Origin of the sequence: Microbacterium sp. UCD-TDU, assembly GCF_000340625.1 — a bacterium.
In the GTDB taxonomy this organism is placed as follows: Bacteria; Actinomycetota; Actinomycetes; order Actinomycetales; family Microbacteriaceae; genus Microbacterium; species Microbacterium maritypicum.
In genome coordinates, this window is sequence record NZ_KB454449.1 from 116,882 (window position 1) to 138,918 (window position 22,037).

Below are 22,037 nucleotides of genomic sequence, written 5' to 3' on the forward strand. Positions count from 1 at the left end.
TACCGTCGGCGGAAGGGGGAGTCATGGCGATTGGCGGGCGTACGCGAAAGCTGCTGTGGGGACGAGCTCACAATGAGTGTGCTTTCCCGGGCTGTCCACAGACTCTCACGGAGGAGATCGCTAAGGCCGGCTCTGACGCGAGTGATGCGACGGTGGTCGGTGAGGAGGCTCATATCCGTGGCCAAAGTGTGGGTGGAGCTCGGTACGACCCAGACTACGAAGACGTCGATGGTTATCAGAACCTCATGCTGATGTGCCCCACGCATCACACGATGATTGACGCGAATCACGGTGCCGGCTACTCGGTCGATCAACTGATCGAAATGAAGAAGCGTCATGAAGCAAAGCAGTCACAGCGCGATGGGCGACAGCGTGCTCTCCGCGCGTATCTGGGTGATCGCTTCGCAGCGGAGAACTCCGTTCAGTTCCAGCAGGTAGACCTCCGAGGCCCGTCGGTAGATTCGATGTTTGTTGATGTTCCAATTGGATCTCGCCCCGACGATGCAGCCGTCGCAGATCTGTTTGCGGAAATCGTGGAGGCCTCGCCCGGTGATTCATATGAGCTCGAGGCCGCGTCGGGGCTCATCGTTGCGGGGGCAACACAGGTACTTCTTCACCCGAAATGGACAGGGAACGCGGTGCTGGTCGGCGGTCCCGGGCAGGGCAAGTCCACTGTCCTTCAGTTCATTTGCCAGTTTCATCGCGCGCGAATCCTCGGAAAGGACGCATACACCGCGGGCCGAACAGGAATGGCGCGCGACGCCACGGTGGGACGGTTCCCGATCCGCATTGACCTGCGGCGGTATGCGGAGTGGGCCGCTCCATCGCGCGACGCGTCAAAGCATGGACGACGGAAGCGGCGAGGAGAGATGTCGGCTGGGTCCGACTGGCGCAGTCTGGAGGAGTACGTCGTCGATCACATTCGTGGCCACATTGGCGCGAACAAGTTTGATGCCGACGATCTTGCCAGCGTCATCGCCAATGAGCCCGTCCTGCTAGCTCTCGATGGACTTGATGAGGTGGCCAGTCTCCAAACTCGCTCGCGCGTCATCCAAGAGATCGCGCTGGTACGTGGGCGTCTCACAGCTGATGCTGCCGATCTGATCATCTTGGTCGCAACACGGCCGGGAGGCTCGCTGCAGCCGCTCACCTCGTCGGGCTTCCCAGTTCTTTACCTGCAACGACTAACTCAAGGGTTGCGGCTTCAATATCTCCATCGCTGGGTCACGGTTTCCCAACTCTCCGCTGACGCCGCCGCTCGTCTTCAGGCGACGTTCATGGATAGCCAGCACGTCGCCCACATCAACGAGTTGGCGTCGTACCCGATGCAACTCGCGATTCTGTTGCACCTGCTTCACCGACGTCAGCTGCTGCCTCAACAGCGCACCGATCTCTACCGTGAGTATCTCAAAACCTTCCTGGATCGCGAGCAGACTGAGGATAAAGAGCCGTTGCTCGACGAACGCCGTCGAGTGGTAGAAGACACTCACGCGTACCTGGGGTGGTACTTACAAGCTAAAGCGGAGCAGGGTGATAGTTCAGGCGCCATCACCCGGGATGAACTCAAGCGGCTGCTGCGGAGCTACCTTGCCGGCCAGCCTGAAGAGCAGGAGCTCGCCGAGGAGATCTATTCGGCCATCACGGACCGGGTCCTCTGCCTTGTAGAGCGCAACGACGCGTTCGAGTTTGAAGTGCAGTCTCTTCGCGAGTACTTCGCCGCCCTACACATGTTCGAGAATCTCACCGCTCGGGGCGCGGGCAACTCGCGAGACGATGGACTAGACGCACTCTTAGAACGTCCCTACTGGGCGAACGTCTGCCGGTTTTTTGTTGGCATGCTCGCGAAGGGAGAGATCCGCGCTTTCCGCGGCAACCTTCAAAGCGCGGACCGGCACGCGGAGCCACATCCGCTCGTAAGAGGGATGGCGGTCCTCGTCCTGGGGGACCGCATTTACAACGGGCAATCGGACGCCGACATCCGCAAGGTCGTCGACTTCGTTCTCGGAGGACCCGGGCTGATTCTTGCTGAGGATGGCGCCCTCGACCCCGCAGGGTCCCCACTACGCTTCGGGGATCGGGCCGGTCGCAAACAGGCAGTCGACCATCTGAGAGCCCGGATGGAAAGCGACCAGCCGCGCCCTGTGATGCGAGCGACAGCGGCAAGCCTTGCGGCGCACTCCGCTGCAAGCGACGATTCGCTCAACTGGTGGTGGACGCGCTTCACCCCTACACCGGCCTGGCTTGAGACCGCCGCGCAACTCGGCGCTCTTCACGCACCCGACACGCTACGCGAGGAACAACTGCGCATTCTGATCTGCAGTGAATCCGGGCCGAGCCGATGGCATGTCGAGAGCCTTGCGGAGGGCAGCTACGGCGGCTCAGACGAGGCGATCCTCGCGGCCGTACAAGCAGAAATCAACGACGGTGCAGTGGATGTACTGTCGGCCGTCCCAGGAACGGGGCGCCTGGCGTTCAAGTTATCGGCTGCGCTAGCGGCTGTTGCAGGTCGCGCGCTCCCGACCCCGGTGCCCCGCCCGGCACGCGGTGCTGATCCGCGCTCTCTGGAGCAGTACTCACCGGAAGTTCCCTCCGCCTTCGATCTCAGCCGACGCCTGAACGCCGTCACGGAACAGTTGGGTGCTGGGTGGGTTCTCCGACGCGCGGCGGGGCGCGTCCCGGGCGGAATCGACTTCAATGAGCTGGGGGCCTTTATCACCGTCGATGCGGTGCGTGAAGCGGTCGACGAAGAGGGTGCATACCGCGAGCACAGAAGCGATGTCGATTGGTGGCAGTCAACGCTCGATGCGCAAACCACAAGCCAAGATCGAGCGCTCACCGTGCTCGCGATTCTTCGCCACGCCCGCATTGAGGTAGTCATCAAGCTAGCGGCACGAGTTGACGAGATGGTGCGCGCGCTGCAGCCCAAGCACTACCGCGCCCTCGAGGGCGCATTGCTGACCGGACACTCAGTCGCCTCCACCCGCCGCGTAAATCTTGACGACGCCTTCCGACTAAAACAGATCGAAGTCTCCGGAGCGACGTTGTGGTTGCTCTGGATCGTTAGCACCGACGCGGCGCGTTCTCGGATCGGTCGATTGCTCTCCGGCGAACTCGCAGATGTGCTCAGAGTTGGGGTATCCGATGGGCGTCGACCGATTGAAGCCGCTCGCGGCGACCGAAAGCTCCGTCTGGAAGTGTTCCAGGGTACTCGAGGCGTTATTCCGCACGGCGCACGTATGAACCCACACGCGCTAGCTTCGTTGACACCACGGCAGGCGAAGACGATGCTCAGAGAGCCCGAAAACTGGCCAGCCGATCTGGTGCAGCTAGCCGCGGACCGCGTGGCAGCGCTCAGCGCCAAAACAACTCCGCCCCTCGCGGACGTAGCGGCCAAGAACAAGTGGTTCGAACCTGAGGGGTAGCGGCGTCGCCGTCAGCTGTTCGCAAGGGCACGGTGCGGATAATCTAGTCCAACGATCCGTTGGACTCGTGGCGCTCGGCCCTACGGTGGAGACATGATGAGTGATCTCGTGCCCGACTCCTACGCTGCGACGCTAGACGACCTCAAGAAGCATGTGCACGCCGTGCGCCTGGAGGTGCAGCGTAAGGTCAACAACGAGCTTCTGCAGCTGTGGTGGCGCATCGGTCGCACCATCTTGGACCGACAGGCACTGGAGGGCTGGGGGTCCCAGGTACTCACCCGTCTCGCCGCCGATCTGCGTGATGAGTTTCCCTCCATGAAGGGGTTCTCCCGGGCGAACCTCTTCTACATGCGCAGGTTCGCGGAGGCCTGGTCCGACGAGGCAGCAATTGTCCAACGGCCCGTTGGACAATTGCCGTGGGGGCACGTGATCGAGCTGCTCGACAAGCTGGACGACCAGGAGTTGCGCGACTGGTACGCCGCGAAAGACGCTCACCACGGGTGGAGCAGGGCTGTGCTCCAACACCAGATCACCACACGCTTACATGAACGGGAGGCAGCCGCACCGAGCAACTTCGCCGGCGCGCTCGACCGACTCGACTCCGAGCAGGCTCAGGAGATCACCAAAGACCCATACGCGCTGCAGTTCCTCGCGATCGACAGCAGCGCTTCAGAACGCCAGCTCGAGCAGCGCATGCTCGACCGGATCCTCGACACCATGCGCGAACTCGGCCCGGGCCTAGCGTTCGTCGGACGTCAGGTGCATTTCGATGTCGACGGCGACGACTTCTTCGTCGACCTCCTGTTCTTCCACGTCGAGCAACTGCGCTACGTCGTCATCGAACTCAAGGTCAGCAAGTTCGAGCCGCGTGATGCCGGCCAGATCGGGTTCTATGTTGCGCTCGTCGACGATCACCTCCGGAACGCCGAGAAACACCAGCCCACCATCGGAATCCTCCTCGTCGCCGACAAGAACGACACCGTCGTCCGTTACGCACTCGCTGGCGCCGCTCAACCGGTCGCCGTGAGCAGGTACGAACTCGCGGCCGAAACGCAAAGGGCGCTGCCAGACGAAGAGGCGATCACCCGCGCCTTTAAAGACGAACTCGCACTCGAGCAACCCACCGACGAGGACGACGACTGACCTACGTCTGTCGTCCACGCGCTTCCGTGGTGCGGTGAAATCGCCACGTGACCAAGGAGACGACTTAATACGGTGGTTCTATGCCAATCGTGCGGCGCCTCAACAAAGAGTGCGGCGACGTCGTGATTCTTGCTGGCAACGAAGATCGTCGGGTAGGCCGCCGCGGTGACGTCCGCGGTGACCGCGGCGGTCACTTTCCTGTTCACCAGGTAACAGCTGGATCGAGTCTGGCCGGCGCCACGGACGTTCCCTGACCACAGGATTGTAGAACTTCCCCACGCGCGAGTAACCCTCGAGCCAACGGCGAGAGGTCCCGGCGTGCAGCCCGACCAGACGATCCACGTCCGCATAGGAGTAGAGCGCTCGATCGAGCATCGAAATCCCATGATGACACCGCGGGACGGTGCGGTCGGGATCTGTGGAAACTCCGCCGCGTCTTGCAGCCGAAGAGGCCTCACTCCCCACGAAGGAACTCCTCGACCTCGACCGCGGTCGGAGCCGTCGTCGGTCCACGACGCGTGACCTTGATCGCGGCAGCGGCGTTGGCGCGGCGGCAGGCATCCACCCACGTCGCGCCGTCGGCGATGCCGGCCAGCAGCGCGCCGGTGTGGGTGTCGCCGGCGCCGTTCGTGTCGACGGGAGTCTGCGGAAAGCCCGGCACGTAAGTGCTCTCTCCGTGCGCATGCACCGCGCATCCTTCGGCGCCGTCGCGCACGATGGTGACAGCTCCGGCGCGCAGCAGCGGAGTCAGCGCGCGGGCGTGCGCCGCGATCTCGCGTTTGGATGCTCCGGCCGATGCGTAGACAGAAACAGACCGCGCGGCCAGCAGATCCGTCGCCTCCTCCGCATTGCCGGTCCACACGTCGGTGCGGGCCAGCATCGTGTCGCGCACGTCGGCAGGCAGCTCGGCGAAGGCGGCTCCGGGGTCGAGGACGACGACAGCATTCTCAGGCAGCGTCTTCAACCACGCCAGCAGGGGATCCCGGGTCTGCGCGACGGCGAGCGAGTATCCGGTGACGCAGACGAGGTCGCCCGGCTGCACGTCGGCAGTGGCGAGCGACTCGACGGTGATCTCACGCTCGGCGCCCAGCGTCGTGACGAACGTGCGCTCCGCGGAGGGCTCGATCAGCACGACGCACACCCCGGTGTCCTGCGTGGTCACCGGAGGGGCGGATGCTGCGATGCCATCAGCATGCAGCGCTTCGCGAATCAGATCACCATATGGACCGGTGCCGATCGCCCCGGCATGCAGGCACTCAGCACCCAACCGCGCCGCCGCGAGCAGCACGGTGACTGAGCCGCCGGCGTACTCGGCCACGGAGTCGGCCATCAGGTTCTGTCCGCGAGCGGGAAGGTCTGCCACTTCGATGACCAGGTCGACCAGCGCCTGTCCGGTGTGGGTCACCCGTGGTCGGTGCGCATCCTGCGCGAGTCGGTCATCGGTCTCGGCACGGCTGCGCATGCGGACAGCCTATCGATCAGGCGTCTCAGCCCCAGTCGTAGCCCGAGGCACGCGAAAGGGCATGGCGGGCTACCGCATCCGCACTGTGGGCGAGCTTGACGACGAGTCTCGAGAGATCCTCGCGATCGGTCTCGCTCCACCCGCTGAAGAGCTCTTCGTAGTACGCGTCGATTCGCGCGATCAGCCGGTTGCCGATCTCGCGGCCCTCATCGGTGAGCCCGACGACGACTGCCCGCTGATCGGTGGAGTCGGGAGCGCGACGGACGAGACCAGCATCCTCAAGACGTGCCACGACCTTGCTCACGTGCGAGGTGCTCCACGCAGGAGGCCATTGAGCTCGTCGAACAGCGATACGGCACCCGCCGGTGACTGGCGTCGATCTAGGCCGTTGCTGACGCATTGAAGAAGATCCGCGCTGTGTCGGGGGAGAGTCCCTCTTCCATGAGGATCTGCCCCGCGACGGCACAGATAACCATCGAGATTGCGTTGACGTGCCCTGACCAGTCGATCGGCTCGTCAGGGGTGGTGAAGACACCGAACGCGGACACGGGCGCGTAGGCGTCAGCCAGTGCTGCAGTCGCGTGTGAGAACTGCGTTGCCTTCCACCACATGTCGTAGAAGCCGCCCGCGTCCTTGGTCTGCTTGGAGAAATTGAGGACGGCACGAGCCACACCGATGAGAGCTGTGTCGAGAGACCCGAACTGCTCGAGGTCGATCTCGGGCGTGGTCTCGATGACTGTGACAGGAAGGCCCATCGCCTGGAGGTTCTCGGGGTGCTTGTCCGCGTAGCTTGCCTCCACGTCGAACTGGGCGCGGAGGCCTGCTGCGCGCACTGGTCTCGCCGTGGAGCCGTTGGTTGTTCCACCACCAGACTCACTCGAGGGTCGCGAGTTCGACCTGCTCGACGGTGTTCGATGTGCGTCTTCCGCCGACGTTCACCGACGAGGGGATCCGCGCGGCGCTGCGGCTCCGGACCCACGCAGCCGTCGCTCCTGATCCTCGTGCCCTCGCAGTATGTCGAGCAGCGCTACGCATCCGACCTCGCCGCTCAAGGCGGACCGCTCGGCTACCTGCTCAAGGGTCTCGCGCCGATGTCGCGGAGTTCCTCGCGTCGGTGCAGCGCATCGCCGAGGCCATCAAAGACCGGTGCCACCACGACACGAGACGCTGCACGATCTGGGGCAGCCCTATCTCGTACGTCGCGCGGCGTTCACGACCATGGCCATCGCTTGGCAAGAGTCCCGATCCCACCCGGCCTCGTGGACCTCCACATCGGCAACGTCGTCGTAACAGTCGTGCTTCGTCCGTGGGTCGGGTCCGATGCTCCAGCGCTGTCCGCGGCTGGCCGGAGCGCACCCGACCCGACCGTCCACGCTAGAACTGCACGGCATAGCCGCCGCCGGCGACCCAGTCGTCCCATGCCGGCTTCGACCAGGTGGCGCCGAGCTCGATCCGCACCCCTTCGGGTGAGATCAGGTAGACGAAGCGGATGCGGCCCTCTTCGTCGGTGCCGTGCGCCTCGCGGGTGTAGCCGGCCGCCTCGAGAGACGCCGCGTCGGCTTCCAGATCGTCGCTCCAGTAGGCGAGGTGGTGCAGTGCCTCCCCGTCGGTGTCCGTGGTCGACCAGATTCCGGTGGCGGCTTCGATCATCTCCCACTGCGGCGCCTGAGCGCAGGAGGCCGCCCACCGCACGGGAGAGGTCTCCTCACGCCCTCCGCGTGTGATCGTGACGTCCCGTTGGAGCACGCTGGTCCATGCGAGGTCCATATCGTTGCGAGAACGCTCGATCGCGCGGTCGAGATCGTCGACGACGATCCCCACGTGCCACGTCTTGCTGAAGTCGATGGTCATCGTTGGCCTTCCTCTGAGTGTGGCTCGACATTACGCACGGTAGTAACGTTCTCGCAACTCGTGAATCTTTTTGCCAGATGTGCTTGACGGGATGTGTAACGACGTGCAAAAGTGCGATGACAACGTTCTCGCTAACATCATGTCTTGCCTTCTCCATCCGTCGGTCGGCCGTTGTCATACATCGGCAAGGCAGCCGAGAACGAAGCCATCACCACGCAATCCCCATACGCACCCCTCACAGCGCCGGTGGTCCCAGAATGGGAACGCTGTCGCGAAATCAGGGAACGTCCGCATCTAAGGAGCACCACGCAGATGACCACCACCGCCCTTCGACCCGTGGAGCCCGACCTCGTCGAGGTGCTGCAGGGTGCCGTCGCCCAGCGGGGCACCGCCCAGCAGATCGCCGCCGAAGCGGTTCGCCGCCAGGTCGACCGGGTCTTCTTCGTCGGCGTCGGAGGCTCCTGGGCCTCCTCGGTCCCGGTCACGCTCGACTTGCAGCACGCCGGTCTGCCGTTCCCCGTGCTCAACGTGAACGCCGGCGAGTTCACGGCGCTCACGCTTCCCCTTGTCGGCCCTACCTCGCTCGTCATCGCCGCCTCGCACAGCGGAGGCACGCCGGAGACGGTCGAGGCGGCGCGGCTCGCCGCAGCGCGGGGAGCCCTCGTCGTCGGTGTCGCCACCGACATGGACAACCCGCTCGGCGAAGCGTCCGCATTCCAGTTGAGCTACGGCAGCGCGCGTACCGTGACGAGCTCGAAGTACGTGCTGCTGAGTGAACTCGCGCTCGCGCTCCGCGAAGCCCACGGAGCACCGGCTGAGGAGATCGCCGCCACCCGCACGGCGCTCGAGGCGATCCCCGAGGCGACCCTGGCCGCAACGCTCGGGGCCGAAGAGCATCTCGCCGAGATCGCGCGGTCCTATGGCGATGCGGACAACATCTTCGTGCTCGCGTCCGGACCGCTCACCGGCCTGGCCTACCTTCTCTCCGTCTGCTACTTCGTCGAGATGCAGTGGAAGAAGTCCACGCACTTCACGACGGCCGACTTCTTCCACGGGCCGTTCGAGCTCGCCACCGAGGGTCAGCCGTATATCCTGTTCGCCGGCGCGGACGCCACGCGGGCGCACACCGAGCGCGCTAGGCGGTTCCTTGATAGATACAACCCGCAGTACCGGGTCCTCGATGCGACCGCCCTGGAGCTCCCCGGCATCGCTCCGGAGCAGCTGCCGGCGGTTCAGCACATCCCCATGGCCTCGATCACGATGCGCCTTGCCGACCACTTCGAGGCGGCCACCGGCCACAACCTCGACGAGCGCCGGTACATGCACCGCGTCGAATACTGACCGAGATGCGCATGGCCAGCGTCGGCGACAACTGCGTCGACAGATATCTCGAGGAAGGCATCGGGTTCCCCGGGGGCAGCGCGGTGAACGCCGCAGTGTTCGCCGCGCGGCTCGGCGTCGGCTCCGCGTACCACGGCATCGTCGGCTCCGATGCCGAAGGACAGGGCATCGTCGATGCGCTGCGCGCCGAGGGGGTCGATGTGAGTGGGGTCCGCGTCTCGGACGAGCAGACCTCGATCACCGACATCCGGATCGACGAGGATGGCAACCGCATCTTCACCGCGTACGTCCCGCCCAGGAGCCACGTCGTTCTCGGCGACGCCGAGCTCGAAGTCCTCGCCGGTCGCGACTGGATCCACACGGGTCACTCCAGTCGCACCCTCGCGCAGATCCCGGCGCTCAGCAGGCTGGCCCCGATCGTGTTCGACTTCTCATACACAAGTGTCGAGTCGGCCATCGACGTCGTCGATCACCTCGCCATCGCCGCGTTCTCACGCGAGACCGAGTCGGAGGAGGTCTGCTTCGCGCTGGCCCACGATGCCGTCGAGAGGGGCGCTCGGATCGCCGTGGTCACCCGTGGCGCTCGCGGAGCGATCGCGACCGACGGCCGCACGAATCACACGCAGGCCGCCGCTCCGGTCGATGTCGTCGACACGACCGGAGCCGGCGACGCGTTCCAGACGGCATTCGCGCGCGCCGTCTTCAGCGGTGCGTCGATCCCAGACGCGCTCGAGGCTGCCACGGCCTTCGCCGCCACCGTGTGCACGTACCGGGGCGCCTTCGGGCATCCGACGCCCCTCGAAGAGAAGGAGGTGCTCCGTGACCGCTGACGCACTGAAGGTGTCGGGCATCATGAAGTCATACGGCCATGTGCAGGCGCTGCGCGGGGTGAACCTGTCGGTCCGCCCGGGGGAGGTCCATGCCCTCCTGGGAGACAACGGCGCCGGCAAGTCCACCCTCATGAAGGTCATCGCGGGCGCCGTGGTGCCCGATGAGGGCACGATCGAGGTCAACGGCACGGCCCAATCGTTCAAGGTACCCAAAGACGCTCAGGTTGCCGGGATCGAGACGGTATACCAGGACCTCGCTCTGGCCCCTAGCCTGACGCCGGGAGAGAACCTGTTCCTCGGTCGGGAGCTGCTCAAGCCCGGCTTCCGCGGACGCCTCGGCATGGTCGACCGCAAGGCGATGAATCGCCGGGCGGAGACGGAGCTGTCGCAGCTCGGCGCGAAGATCCAGCGCTACGACAGTGAAGTCGAGATGATGTCAGGTGGTCAGAAGCAGGCCGTCGCGGTGGCGCGCGCCTCGTTATGGGGTACGTCGCTCATCATGCTGGACGAGCCCACTGCGGCGCTCGGCGTCGCGCAGACCGCGTTTGTGCTCGAACTCATCGAGCGCGTGCGCGACGAGCGCGAGCTTCCCGTGCTGCTCATCTCCCACAACCTGCCCGACGTCTTCCGGGTCGCCGACCGCGTGACCGTCCTCCGGCTCGGCCGCGACGTGCTCACGGCGTCGATCGACGACGTCACCACCCACGACCTCATCGCGGCGATGACCGGTGTCGCCGACGTCGACCCGAACAGGAGCCACGCATGACCGAAGCCACGCTCACGCAGCAGCAACGGCGCTTCTCGCCGGGCCGGCTCCTCACGAGCGGCAGTCTCTCAGAGCTGACGATCTTCGCACTCCTGGTGCTGATCGTCGTCGCCTTCAGCATGCTCACTCCACCCGGAACGTTTCTCTCGGTGCAGAACATCGAGTCGATCGCGCTCACCGGCTCGCAGCTGGCACTTATCGGCGCCGGCGTGACGTTCCTGCTCATCGCGGCGGGCATCGACCTCTCCGTTGGGTCGATGGTGGCGTTCTCGTCCGTCGCAGCGGCGCAAGTGATGTCGACCATGACCGCTAACCTCCTGGGCGAGCAGCGCACGCTGTGGGCCGTCCTCGGGCCCGTGCTGCTAGGCGCACTCGTCGCGGTCCTCGTGGGCACGGGCTGGGGCGTCGTCAACGGCCTGATCGTGACCCGGACGAAGATCCCGCCGTTCGTTGCCACGCTCGCTACGAGCACGCTCATCCTCGGGCTCACGCAGATCTGGTCCGGCGGTGTCAACGTGACCGGCGCACCCGTGGAACTGCAGACCGCGTACGGCATGGGGAAGTTCCTCGGAGTGATCCCGTACCCCGTGCTCACAGCCGCGATCGTGGTCGCCGTGCTCTGGTTCGTTCTCGCGAAGACCCGCTTCGGGCTGCGCAACTTCGCGATCGGAGCGAACCCGGAGTCCGCCCGCCGCGCGGGCATCAACGTCGATCGCCACCTCATCGTCGTCTACGGCATGGTGGGGCTGCTGTGCGGCATCGCCGGGACGATCGACGTCGCCAGGTACACCACGGCGACCATCTCGGGATACACCGGCACGGCGCTGGCCGCGATCACCGCGGTAGTCATCGGCGGTACGAGCCTCTGGGGCGGTCGCGGACGGATGTCCGGAACGATCGTCGGAGCCTTCATCCCGGCTACCCTCACGAGCGGCTTCGTCGTCATGGGCCTGCCCCCGTTCTGGCAGAACGTCGCCATCGGCGTCGTCTTGCTGCTGGCGGTCTGGGCCGACCAGTACCGCCGAAGCCGAGCGGCCCGCGGCTAGCCGCGCGAAGCCGGACGGTCAGCGAGCCCGAACACCCCGACCTGCACCACCTTCCCTTCCATGTCCCTATCAACGCCGAAGGAGCAACACAATGAACAAGACCCGCGTGGTCACCGGTGCGAGCATCGCCGCCGTCGCCGGACTCCTCCTCCTCACCTCGTGCGCCTCGAACAACGCCGCGTCGCCCTCGGCGGACCCCGGCAATGGCGACACGCTCGAGATCGCCATGGTCCTCAACAGCCAGACCCGGCCGTTCTACCAAACGATGGTCGCCGGTGCGGAAGAAGCGGCCGAGGAGCTCGGCGTCAACCTCACCTGGCAAGGACCGGCCGAGGAGAGCGCCGCGAACCAGACGTCCATGCTGCAGCAGGTCGCCGCGAGCAAGCCCGACGGCATCATCTTCTCCGCATCCGACTCCGTTGCCCTCTCCGCGCCCCTGAAGGCGATCTTCGACGGCGGGACACCCGTCGTGACCGTCGACTCGGACGTCGCCGACCCCGCCGCCCGGCTCTTCACGATCAAGTCGGATGGCGAGGAGAGCGGCGCGCTTGCTGCCGAGCGTGCTAACGAGGTGACGGGCGGTGAGGGGAAGGTGGGCTACCTTGGCTACACCCCCGGCATCGAGAGCGTCGACCTGCGCCTCTCGGGTTGGGAGGAAGCGCTCAAGCAATACCCCGGCCTCGAGAACGTCGGCAATGAGTACGCCGGTCTCGACATCTCGGAGAACCAGCTGAAGGCGACGGGCCTCATCTCCCGCGTCCCCGACATCGACGCCATCTACACCTCCTGGGGCAACGCGTGCATCGGCGCCGCCCAGGCGCTCAAACAGGCCGGCAAGTCGGGCGACATCGCGCTGATCTGCGTCGACGCCGACAAGGAGCAGGTCGATCTGCTCGCCGCAGGCGACGTGGATGCCCTCACGATCCAGCAGGCCGCCGAGATGGGCCGCCAGTCGCTGACTCGCCTCGTGGAGTACATCCGCAACGGCACCGAGAGCGACGACGTTCTCGTCACGCACGTGCTCGCCACGCAGGAGAACATGAACGATCCCGAGATCGAGGCCCTGTTCTACCGCTGATCGACACCAGTTTATGCGACCCGACTCAACCTCCGAGAAGAAGAGAAGCAACATGACAGCACGCCTGGGAATCGACGTCGGCGGGACCTTCACAGACATCGTCGTCATCGACGACGAGGGCAACCGCCTCGTCGAGAAAGTGCCGTCGACCCCGCACGACGCGTCGATCGGCATCCTCGACGGTATCCGGCGGATCGGCCAGACGCGGGGAGTGGATGTCGCCGAGATAGGGATCTTCGCGCACGGCTCGACCGTGGCGACCAACGCCCTGCTCGAGGCTAAGCTCCCGCCGACGGCCCTCATCGTCACGGAGGGCTTCGGCGATGTGCTTGAGATCGGCACGCAGCTGCGGCCCGCCCTGTTCGACCTCACGGCCGAGAAGCCGCCGGCCCACGTGCCTCGCGACCTCGTCTTCGAGGTGGCCGAGCGGGTCGACCGCGTCGGCGTTGTCGTCCGTGAGCTCACGGACGAGGCGATCGCCCGGGTCGTCGAGCAGGTCCGCGACGCCGGAGTCGAGGCCGTCGCGGTGTCGCTGCTGTTCAGCTTCCGGAACTCCGAGCACGAGCGGCGGATCGCAGCCGCGCTCCGCGAAGCCCTTCCGGACCTCGCGGTCGCCGTCAGCAGCGATGTCGCGCCCGAGATTAAGGAGTACCCGCGGTCGTCGACGGCGGCGGTCAGCGCAGCGCTCCAGCCGCTCGTGGCCCGCTACATGCACGGCATCATCGACGGCGTCGGCGACGTCGGACTGACCGCACCGCTGTATATCATGCAGTCGAACGGTGGCGTGATGACGGCTGGGGAGGCCGCACGCAACGCCCACCGCATGGTCCTATCGGGACCCGCGGCGGGCGTGCTGGCGGCCACCAAGGTCGCGCAGGAACCCGGATACGGCAACCAGATCACGTTCGACATGGGCGGCACCTCGACAGACATCGCGCTGATCCACGAGGGTCGCGCGCAGATCGAGCGCGAGACGCTGTTCGAGGGCCGGCCGCTCCTGGTCCCGCAGTTCGACATCCACACGATCGGCTCGGGCGGCGGCTCGCTCGCCCGGGTCGACAGTGCGGGACTGCTGCGAGTGGGTCCGGAGAGCGCGGGCGCGATGCCCGGGCCCGCCAGCTACGGCCGGGGCGGCACGCGGCCGACGACGACCGATGCGCACGTCGTGCTCGGCCGCATCGATCCCAGCCGATTCCTCGGCGGCGAGATGGCTCTCGACGTCGAGGCGGCCCGGCGTGCCGTCGAAGAGCACGTCGCCGTCCCGCTCGGCATCACGGTCGAGGAGGCCGCGGTCGGCATCCTCGAGGTCGCGGACTCCATCATGGCCCGCGGCGTGCGGGTCGTGAGCGTCAACCGCGGGTTCGACCCGCGCGAGTTTCAACTTCTGCCCTTCGGCGGCGCCGGTCCCATGCATGCCGCGAACGTGGCGCGCATGGTCGGCGTGGGCGGCGTCCTCATCCCGTCGAACCCGGGAACGCTCTCCGCCGTCGGCCTGGCCGACTCCGACCTGAAGTACGACTTCACCACCGTCGTCGACCAGGACCTCTCGGATGTCGACGCGAGCGACATCGAAGCGGCCCTCGCGCCGCTGATCGCCGAGGCCGCTTCGCGGCTCGCGCCCAGCGGCGTCGCGGCCGTCAGACATCTGCGCATCGGCCGCTTCCGGTACGCGTGGCAGGACAACGACGTCGAAGTCATCCTCGGCTCGGAGCCCATCGATGACGCGCTGCTGCAGGAGGGCATCGCGCGCTTCCACCGGCAGCACGAGTTCGAGTTCGGTCACAGCGACCCGGACGAACGCGTCGAGCTGGCCGCCCTCTCGATCGAGTCGACAGGCGTGCTCCAGACCGGGGCATCCGCCGCACCAGCCGCCGAGCCGCACGAGCACGCCGCGCAGCCAACCACCACACGTGCCGTCTATTTCAAGGACGCCGGATGGGTCAACACGGCTGTGTTCGAGCGCTCGAACCTCGCGGCGGGCGCCACGTTCACGGGTCCCGCGATTATCGAGGAGCGGGAGGCCACGACGGTCGTCCCGCCCGCAGCCTCGGGGCGCGTCGACCATCTCCGCAACCTCATCCTCACCTTCGATCAGGAGGGCTGACATGACCGTCACGCTCGAACACCAGTGGCGCACGGACGCCATCACCGTCGAGGTCGTACGCCACGCCCTCGAGACCATCGCCGAGGAGATGGGCTCGTCGCTTCGGCGGACGGCGCTCAGCGTCGTCGTCAAGGACATGCGCGACTACGGGTGCGCCGTGTTCGACGAGCGCGGCGGCCTCATCGCCGCCGCGCTCGACATCCCCACCCTGCTCGCCTCCATGTCGCCGGCGCTTCGCTCGTGCATCGACAAGTGGGGCGACGACATCCACCCCGGCGACGTCTTCGTCACGAACCACCCGTACCAGGGGGCGTGTCAGACGAACGACATCAACCTGTTCGTGCCCGTCTTCGACGCAGCGGAACGGCTCATCGGCTTCACGGGGGTCATCGCCCACCACGCCGACTGGGGCGGGCGCACGCCGGGCACCGCGGCGGCGATCTCGCAGTCGGTGTTCGAAGAGGGCGTCCTGCTGCCGGCGCTCAAGCTCGAGGTGCGCGGTGTGCCCGAAAGGAATCTGCTCGACATCATCGACGCGAACACGCGGCACCCGAAGCAGAACAAGGGCGACCTGCGGGCCCAGGTCGCCTCGGCGCGGTCGGGTGCCCGCCGGTTCCGAGAGCTGGCCGACCGCTACGGGCCTGAGACGCTGCGGGATGCGATCGCCGACCTGTTCGACTACACCGCCGAACGCACCCGCGCTGAGATCGCGGCGCTGCCGGACGGCACCTACACCGCTAACGGGTACCTCGACAACGACGGGATCGTGCTCGACGAGCCGGTCTACATGCAGGTCGACGTCGTCATCGACGGCGACTCCATCTCGTTCGACTTCGGAAACAGCGCTCAGCAGATGCGCGGCGGCATGAACATCCCGATCTCCACCACGTGGTCGGTCGTGCACTATGCCGTGAAGTGCCTCATGCCCAACGAGGTGCCGTTCAACGAGGGTTCGCTCGCGCCCGTCGTGGTGAACGCACCCCTCGGCACCGTGACGAATCCCCGGTTCCCGGCCGCCGTCGGTGACCGTCACCTGGCATCGCAGCGTCTGGCGTCGGTCGTGACGAGGGCACTCGTGCAGGCCGCACCTGGGAGGACGTCGGCAAGCTGGTTCGTCGGCTGGCCCGTGCTGGTCTGCGAGTCGCGTTCGCCGAAGTCGGGCGACGGCGTCGTCCTTCTCGCGAACGTCGCCGGCGGCGCCGGTGCCACGGCGGGCCACGACGGTGCGGATGCCGTCGATGTGCATATGGCGAACTGCTCGCTGATCCCGGCCGAGGTCATCGAGTCCAACTACGAGCTGCGCATCGAGCAGTACTCGCTGATCGCCGACTCCGGCGGCGCCGGCAAATACCGCGGCGGCCTGGGGATCCGTGCCGACTACCGCAACATCTCCGAGCAGCCGCTGCGCTTCCTCTCTGAGGCAGAGCAGACCAATCCGGCCTTCGCGCCGGAGGGTCTCGCAGGCGGTGTTGCGGGCGCGAGCGCTTCGCTCGTACTCATCACGGCAGACGGCGTCGAGCACGTGCGGCCCTCGAAGGGCCAGGGGGAGGCGCAGCCGGGCGAGATCGTGAGCCTGCGCGCCGGAGGCGGCGGCGGCTACGGCGACCCCGCGACGCGTGATCGCCTCGCCATCGAGGAGGACCTGCGCCGCGGGAAGACCACCCGTTGACGGTTCCCGTGCGACTGGGACCGCCCGAGCACCTGGGTCTCGTCGTCCCCGACATCGAGGCTGCGCTCGGGCGGTTCCGCGCGCTCGGTCACCGGTTCGCCCCCGTGACCGAGCCGCTTGCGCGCATTCGCCGTCCCGGCGGCGCCGTCGAGGAGACGCCCCTGCAGTATACGACGAGCGGTGGTGAGCTGCCCTACGTGAAGCTTATCCAGGAGGTTCCGGGGAGCTTCTGGCAACAGGACTGGCCTGGCGTTCCCTGGCACCACGTCACCTACTGGGCCGACGACCTCGACGAGGCGACCGCGCGTCTGGTCGTGGGCGGGTTCGCCATGGAGGCAGACGGCCTCGAACCGGATGACCGCGTACGATACCGCTTCCTTCGCACGCCCGAGGGCGCGCGGATCGAGCTCGGGTTGCGCGTAAACCGGGATGCCTTCGAGGCGTGGGCCGGCGAGGCGATCTGACGGACTGGATCGCGCTGGCTTCACGAGCTGGGGCCGGACGCGCTCAGGCTCGCGCGTCGGGGGCTGCGGTCGATTCCCGCTCGATGAACCTCGTGGGTAGGTTCACGATCTCGGGTTCGGACTCGTCACCGCCGAGCCGTGCGATGAGCCGTTCCGCGGCGAGCTGACCGATGCGGTACACGGGCTGCTCGATGACCGACACTGGCGGTTGGACGAGCTCAGTCCACTCGAGGTTGTCGAACCCGATGAAGGAAATGTCTTCGGGGATCCGCAGTCGCAGGCGCCGGATGGCCTGGTAAGCGCCGAGGGCCATGGTGTTGTCGATCGCGACGACCGCGGTGGCGGGGTCGGGGTCGGTGAGTCCTGCAAGCGTGGCGCGGATCGCCGACTCGACGCTGTACTCGCCGCTCTGGAACACGAGCCGCGGGTCGACCGGGATGCCGGCCTCGACGTGGGCACGAAGGTAGCCGGTGAGGCGGGCGGAGCTCGGGTTGAGGCTGAACAGGTCGACGTGCTCAAGGTTGGCGTCTCCGAGGATCGCCTGCCAGTTGGACTCGCGCGGCTCGCGCAGCTCGGCGACGATCGCGACGCGCCGGTGGCCGAGGGAGAACAGGTGTGCGACGGCCCGCTGGGTTGCAGCGGGGCCGTCGACGAGCACGGCGTCGGTGGGCAGCTGTGAACTCGCCCGGTCGACCATGACGACGGGTTTGCCGGTGGCCACGGCATCGGCGAGGTGCTCGACATGCTGAACGTCGGCGGGGGAGACGATGAAGCCGTCGACCCGCTTGTCGAGCAGCAGGTCGAGAGCGGCGGTCTCGCGGTCGGAGCTCTCGTCGCTGTTGGTCAGCAGCACGCTGTAGCCTGCGGCCTCGGCGGTGTCGGTGATGCCGCGCATGATCCCCGAGAAGAACGGGCTGTGGATGTCGGCGCAGATCACGCCGATGGTGTTGGTGCGGCCGGAGATCATGCTCTGTGCGAGTCGGTTGGGACGGTAGCCCAGAGCGTCGGCCACCGCGGCCACGTGGCGGCGGGTCTTCTCGCTCACGCGACCGTAGTTGCCGAGGGCTCGGCTTGCGGTGGAGACGGAGACGCCCGCGCTCTCGGCGACGTGCTGGATTGTCGGCGATCCGTGCTTCATAGGAGAACGTTATCGCACGCGGACTAGCGCGACGACGCACCGCCGTTCTAGGGTAGGGCCACCCCGAGGGGCCGGCGGACGATATCGAGCGCGTGGGCAGCAGCAGTTACGGCCTCCTCCTCAAGACATCTGAGTAGTTAAGCTCATCCCTCGCGGTTCGACCCAGCGGACCCCTAATGGGGCAGGCGCTTCTCAAGCTGGATGAGGCGATAGCGGCGGCGGCCACCGCATGGGTCAGGGTCGCCGAGGCCGGGCTGAATACCTCGAGGTGTGGCCAATCGAATCTCAATGGGAAGAGGTGAGCGGCTACTTCGCCTCACACCCCGACTCCTCCAGCTGCGAGATCCCGACCAGGACGAGGAGCAACCCGACCCCCTCGAATGGCACACGAGAGCAGAACGACAGTCCGCTGAAAGGCGCTCAGATCTCCTTGACCTCTGCGGCGGCGCGTCGACGTGGTCGAGGAGTTGTTGCCAAGTGTGGATGCGGCGGATTCGTCCTGCGATGGTGATGATGACTGCCCAGCGTGTGGGGGTGTGGAGTTCGTAGCGGCGTTGGCCGTAGACGGTGATTTCGATGCCGCGGTTGGTCCAGGTGGTGGAGTTGCCTGGGCGGGTGTTGGCGATTTCGTCGAGCACTCGGTGATGCGTTCGTCGTGCGTGTCGTGGTCGGTTGGCATCGGGTTTTCCTGGTGGTGCGGGGCCAGGGTGCTGTGATGAGGATGCGGGCTTGGACGAGGGGGAGCAGGGCTGCTCTTTGGCTGGTGGTGAGTCGGGCGAGGTGGGCTGCGAGGGTGTCGAGTGCCTGCTCGAAAGTATCGGGAAGTCGTCGAGTTCCTTCTGTGCTCGTTGGGCGGTGCGGGCGGTTTTGCGTCGGCGACGCGGGGCGCGTTGGGCCCGTTCCTGAGGATCTTGGTGGGGTCATCGGCGGGCTGGAGAATTTCGAGGATCGCGCCGCTGGGGAGGTCTGGCTGGCAGGGCTGGAGCGCTCCTTGGGTGGCTCCGAGGGCGTTTCTGGTGTCGAGCTCTCGGTACCGGCCCTGCCCCTCCGTCGTCGCCCACTGTGAGAGTGCGACATCGCGGAAGATCGGCAGCGACACCAGGCCGGTCAGCACGGCCACTTTCTCGGCGTCCAGCGCCTCCACGTCCCAGGTGAGCACGTCCTCGAACAGAGCGCACGCATCCATGCTTTCCGGGTGAGGCAGCGGGGCGTTGAAGATCCGCACCCGCAGCGCCTCATCGACCACGGGGAGCGAAGCCCCGGAGGTCTGGTCGCCGTCGCGCACCAGATCCGGCCCCGGCAGCGCCGGGAGAGTGTCGAGGGGGCGGGCCGCTCCCTCGAAGTACTCGCCCCAGGTGGTCGGGGTGACGAATGCCACGGTGGCGACGTCCAGGCCGATGAACGATGCCGCGCTCAGCAGGGTCGCGGCCAGCCCCTCGTGCTCCGAGTCGGCGCCGTCGGTGTAGACGACAGCCGCGAAGCCCGTCACGCCCTGCACGCGGCACGTGAGTCCCATCACCTGCGCGACCATGGCCGGGTAGACCTCGGCGTCGGTCGGGAGATCGACCCGCATAGCGCTCGTGGCGCGGGTGCCCGTGAGCGGGGCGATGACCAGGGACTGTGAGGGCATGTACCCCAGCAGTGCGGTGACCGCTCCGACCAGCTCGCCGACTCCCTCGGCTTTCAGAACCTTCTTCTCAGTCATGATGTGTGTCCTTTCGAACTGTTGTTGTGAACCTGACATTTACAGACTACGGGGGGGGGCTCCGACATTGGGATTCGCGGGCCGACGGCTCAGAGGATCTTGAAGCCGCCCGAGGCGCGAAGGAACATGGCGAACTCGCGCACGTTCTCGGTGGGGAACGGGTAGCTCGCCGCCCAGTGCTCACGCGTGCCCACGCCCGCGCAGCCGTTGCATCCACCGCGCCCGGTCGCCGGGTCGCGAGGCTTGTCGTAGCCGTGCGCGACGCTTGTCGTAGCCGTGCGCGACGCCGATCTCATCCGTGCGCAATCCCGTGCTGTTGCACAGGTTGCACGCCTCGCGGGGGAGTGCGGCCACCTCAGCGGCGTACGCCGTCGAGTAGGCATCCACGGCCCCGGATGCGAGATCTGCGCTCAGAGCGTCGGCGAGAGCGATCGACTCGGCGGCGTTCAGGCCGTCGCCGCTGTTGCTGTGCCACTCGGAGCAGCTCGACGCCAGCTCCGGGTGTGTCCGCAGGATGTAGTCGGCCAGCGGGCGCCACCACCACACGTTGTTGCGGAAGTACTCTCCGACCTTCGACGTGGCTGCCTCTCCGTAAACGTCCATTCCCATGGTGTGTGTCCTTTCGGTTGTTCCTGTTATGTGAACCTGACGTTTACAAACTAGGGAGGGGGTCGGACATTGGTGGGGGTGGGGACGATTGTGGCGAAAAGTGCTTGAATTTTGCAAGCTTTTTTCGGGATCGCGGGGGCGGCNGTCCATTCCCATGGTGTGTGTCCTTTCGGTTGTTCCTGTTATGTGAACCTGACGTTTACAAACTAGGGAGGGGGTCGGACATTGGTGGGGGTGGGGACGATTGTGGCGAAAAGTGCTTGAATTTTGCAAGCTTTTTTCGGGATCGCGGGGGCGGCGTGGTGGTGTCGGGTGGGCCGGTGGTGCGGGGTGAATTGTGCTTGAAATTTGCAAGCATTTTTCGCGGTGTGGCGGGGTGTGATCGTCGGGGTGTGGGGGTGCGGGTCAAGGTCGTCTGTGGGGGTGCGGTCGATATTCCTTCTGACGGGTTGTGTCCGCGAAGGTGCGGCAGCCGCCCGTATGTGAGGGAGGGGCTGGTGTCCGATCTGGCTCGGGGTTCGTACCTATGACGTGCAGGAGGTGGTGGAGGTGGGTCGGAGAGGGGTTGAGGGCCGCGCCGCGCACATGTCGGGCATGGATGAGAAGAAGAAGTCGGATTCGGCAGTGGTGGCGTGGTTCGGGCGGGTGGAGCGGGTGGCGGATGCCGCTGCGGGTGCGGGGAAGGCCCTGGGGCGGGCGGCGAGGGCGTGGGCGTGGTTGTGGCTGCCGGTAGGGGCGGTGGTGTGGTCGGTGTGTACGGGGGAGCCGGTGGGCGTGGCGGGCCTGGTGGAGCTGCTCGGGGCGTTGCGGGGTGGCGGGTAGCGCTCGCCGCGTCTGAGCGGCTCTGAGCGGCTGTCTGCGGCTGTCTGCGGCGCTGTGAGGGGCGTTCGGGCCTGTCGGGGCATGGCGGCCCGGGTGGGGGTATGTTGCGACGCCCGCGCCCGCGCCCGCGCCCGCTCTCGCCGGGGTGGGGGTATCTGGTCGCGCTCGCGAGCTGCTCGAGCTGCTCGGCGGGGTGGGGCACCGGGCGCCGGCGTCTGCTCGCAGCGGCGCTGTGCGCCCGCCTGAGGGCCGATCGGCAGGGCCGGGAGATCCCCGCCCACCCGAGGGCACCCCCGTCATCCTCAGCCCGATCAGGAAACGGGGGAGCACCCACCGTTCCGACCCCTCCACAACCCGACCACCGCGACCGCGACAGCGCGTCGCTCGACACCCACTCGACCACCTCGGAACGCACCGACCAGCACCCGAACCGACCACCCACGCCCGACCACTTCGACACCGCTACGGCTCCCAACAACCCAGCCACGCAGCGCCCCGCCAGGGGCGCAGGAGCGCGCCAGCGCTCCGACAGAGCGGCGGCGCCAGCCGCCCGCTCGCTTTTTCGAAGGAATTTTCTGATCGATGGG

At 66.6% G+C, this 22,037-nt stretch carries 18 protein-coding genes and 1 pseudogene; 12 read left to right on the forward strand and 7 right to left on the reverse strand.

Features of this window, described 5'->3' with window-relative positions; genetic code table 11:
- Positions 1-272: 272 nt before the first annotated feature.
- Together D514_RS38305 and D514_RS37850 are read left to right on the forward strand one after the other, a co-directional pair.
- Positions 273-3,422, forward strand: a complete 3,150-nt coding sequence (locus tag D514_RS38305) for an NACHT domain-containing NTPase (RefSeq protein WP_144053137.1) — start codon at positions 273-275, stop codon at positions 3,420-3,422.
- Between the two features lie 93 nt (positions 3,423-3,515).
- Positions 3,516-4,565, forward strand: a complete 1,050-nt coding sequence (locus D514_RS37850; protein WP_017831638.1) for a YhcG family protein — start codon at positions 3,516-3,518, stop codon at positions 4,563-4,565.
- A gap of 454 nt (positions 4,566-5,019) precedes the next feature.
- Here D514_RS37850 and D514_RS37855 read toward each other — a convergent pair whose 3' ends face one another.
- The 3 genes from D514_RS37855 to D514_RS37860 all read right to left on the reverse strand — a co-directional run bounded on the left by D514_RS37855 (position 5,020) and on the right by D514_RS37860 (position 6,860).
- The gene (locus tag D514_RS37855; protein ID WP_017831639.1) at positions 5,020-6,027 is read right to left on the reverse strand and encodes a PfkB family carbohydrate kinase; all 1,008 of its coding nucleotides are present in this window, start codon (positions 6,025-6,027) and stop codon (positions 5,020-5,022) included.
- Positions 6,028-6,052: 25 nt separating this feature from the next.
- A complete protein-coding gene (locus D514_RS0119960; protein ID WP_017831640.1) occupies positions 6,053-6,331 on the reverse strand; it encodes a MarR family winged helix-turn-helix transcriptional regulator in 279 nt (92 codons plus the stop codon).
- Positions 6,332-6,407: 76 nt separating this feature from the next.
- Positions 6,408-6,860, reverse strand: a complete 453-nt coding sequence (locus tag D514_RS37860; protein WP_017831641.1) for a hypothetical protein — start codon at positions 6,858-6,860, stop codon at positions 6,408-6,410.
- 74 nt (positions 6,861-6,934) lie between these two features.
- Here D514_RS37860 and D514_RS39350 point away from each other — a divergent pair.
- Positions 6,935-7,156: pseudogene (locus D514_RS39350) on the forward strand (DNA-binding response regulator); the annotation flags it as partial.
- A 245-nt stretch (positions 7,157-7,401) separates the two neighbouring features.
- On the opposite strand, the gene D514_RS38310 reads toward D514_RS39350, so the two are convergent.
- Positions 7,402-7,878, reverse strand: coding sequence for a VOC family protein (locus D514_RS38310; protein WP_017831642.1), 477 nt, complete (start codon positions 7,876-7,878; stop codon positions 7,402-7,404).
- A gap of 312 nt (positions 7,879-8,190) precedes the next feature.
- Here D514_RS38310 and D514_RS37870 point away from each other — a divergent pair, with 312 nt between their 5' ends.
- The 8 genes from D514_RS37870 (at position 8,191) to D514_RS0119965 (ending at position 17,176) form a co-directional block, all read left to right on the forward strand.
- Positions 8,191-9,219, forward strand: a complete 1,029-nt coding sequence (locus tag D514_RS37870) for an SIS domain-containing protein (protein ID WP_017831643.1) — start codon at positions 8,191-8,193, stop codon at positions 9,217-9,219.
- 5 nt (positions 9,220-9,224) lie between these two features.
- Complete coding sequence (locus D514_RS37875; protein WP_017831644.1) at positions 9,225-10,049, forward strand: PfkB family carbohydrate kinase; 825 nt, start codon at positions 9,225-9,227, stop codon at positions 10,047-10,049.
- Entirely contained in the window at positions 10,039-10,815 is a 777-nt protein-coding gene (locus D514_RS37880) for an ATP-binding cassette domain-containing protein (protein WP_017831645.1), read from the forward strand. Before D514_RS37875 ends, D514_RS37880 begins: the two co-directional genes overlap by 11 nt.
- Positions 10,812-11,861 (forward strand): ABC transporter permease, encoded by a 1,050-nt coding sequence (locus tag D514_RS37885; protein WP_017831646.1) that lies wholly within the window; start codon positions 10,812-10,814, stop codon positions 11,859-11,861. Before D514_RS37880 ends, D514_RS37885 begins: the two co-directional genes overlap by 4 nt.
- Positions 11,862-11,952: 91 nt before the next feature.
- Complete coding sequence (locus D514_RS37890; protein WP_017831647.1) at positions 11,953-12,939, forward strand: substrate-binding domain-containing protein; 987 nt, start codon at positions 11,953-11,955, stop codon at positions 12,937-12,939.
- A 52-nt stretch (positions 12,940-12,991) separates the two neighbouring features.
- The gene (locus D514_RS37895; RefSeq protein ID WP_017831648.1) at positions 12,992-15,043 is read left to right on the forward strand and encodes a hydantoinase/oxoprolinase family protein; all 2,052 of its coding nucleotides are present in this window, start codon (positions 12,992-12,994) and stop codon (positions 15,041-15,043) included.
- 1 nt (position 15,044) lies between these two features.
- A complete protein-coding gene (locus D514_RS37900; RefSeq protein ID WP_017831649.1) occupies positions 15,045-16,712 on the forward strand; it encodes a hydantoinase B/oxoprolinase family protein in 1,668 nt (555 codons plus the stop codon).
- Positions 16,709-17,176, forward strand: coding sequence for a VOC family protein (locus D514_RS0119965; protein WP_017831650.1), 468 nt, complete (start codon positions 16,709-16,711; stop codon positions 17,174-17,176). Before D514_RS37900 ends, D514_RS0119965 begins: the two co-directional genes overlap by 4 nt.
- A gap of 43 nt (positions 17,177-17,219) precedes the next feature.
- Here D514_RS0119965 and D514_RS37905 read toward each other — a convergent pair whose 3' ends face one another.
- The 3 genes from D514_RS37905 to D514_RS37915 all read right to left on the reverse strand — a co-directional run bounded on the left by D514_RS37905 (position 17,220) and on the right by D514_RS37915 (position 20,628).
- Positions 17,220-18,314, reverse strand: coding sequence for a LacI family DNA-binding transcriptional regulator (locus D514_RS37905; protein WP_017831651.1), 1,095 nt, complete (start codon positions 18,312-18,314; stop codon positions 17,220-17,222).
- A gap of 316 nt (positions 18,315-18,630) precedes the next feature.
- Positions 18,631-20,019 carry a DUF4192 family protein gene (locus D514_RS37910; RefSeq protein WP_031206525.1) on the reverse strand — a complete coding sequence of 463 codons (1,389 nt, stop codon included), beginning with the start codon at positions 20,017-20,019 and terminating at the stop codon, positions 18,631-18,633.
- 180 nt (positions 20,020-20,199) lie between these two features.
- Positions 20,200-20,628 carry a hypothetical protein gene (locus D514_RS37915; protein WP_144053138.1) on the reverse strand — a complete coding sequence of 143 codons (429 nt, stop codon included), beginning with the start codon at positions 20,626-20,628 and terminating at the stop codon, positions 20,200-20,202.
- A 594-nt stretch (positions 20,629-21,222) separates the two neighbouring features.
- Here D514_RS37915 and D514_RS37920 point away from each other — a divergent pair.
- Positions 21,223-21,450 (forward strand): hypothetical protein, encoded by a 228-nt coding sequence (locus D514_RS37920; protein WP_144053139.1) that lies wholly within the window; start codon positions 21,223-21,225, stop codon positions 21,448-21,450.
- Positions 21,451-22,037 lie beyond the last annotated feature (587 nt).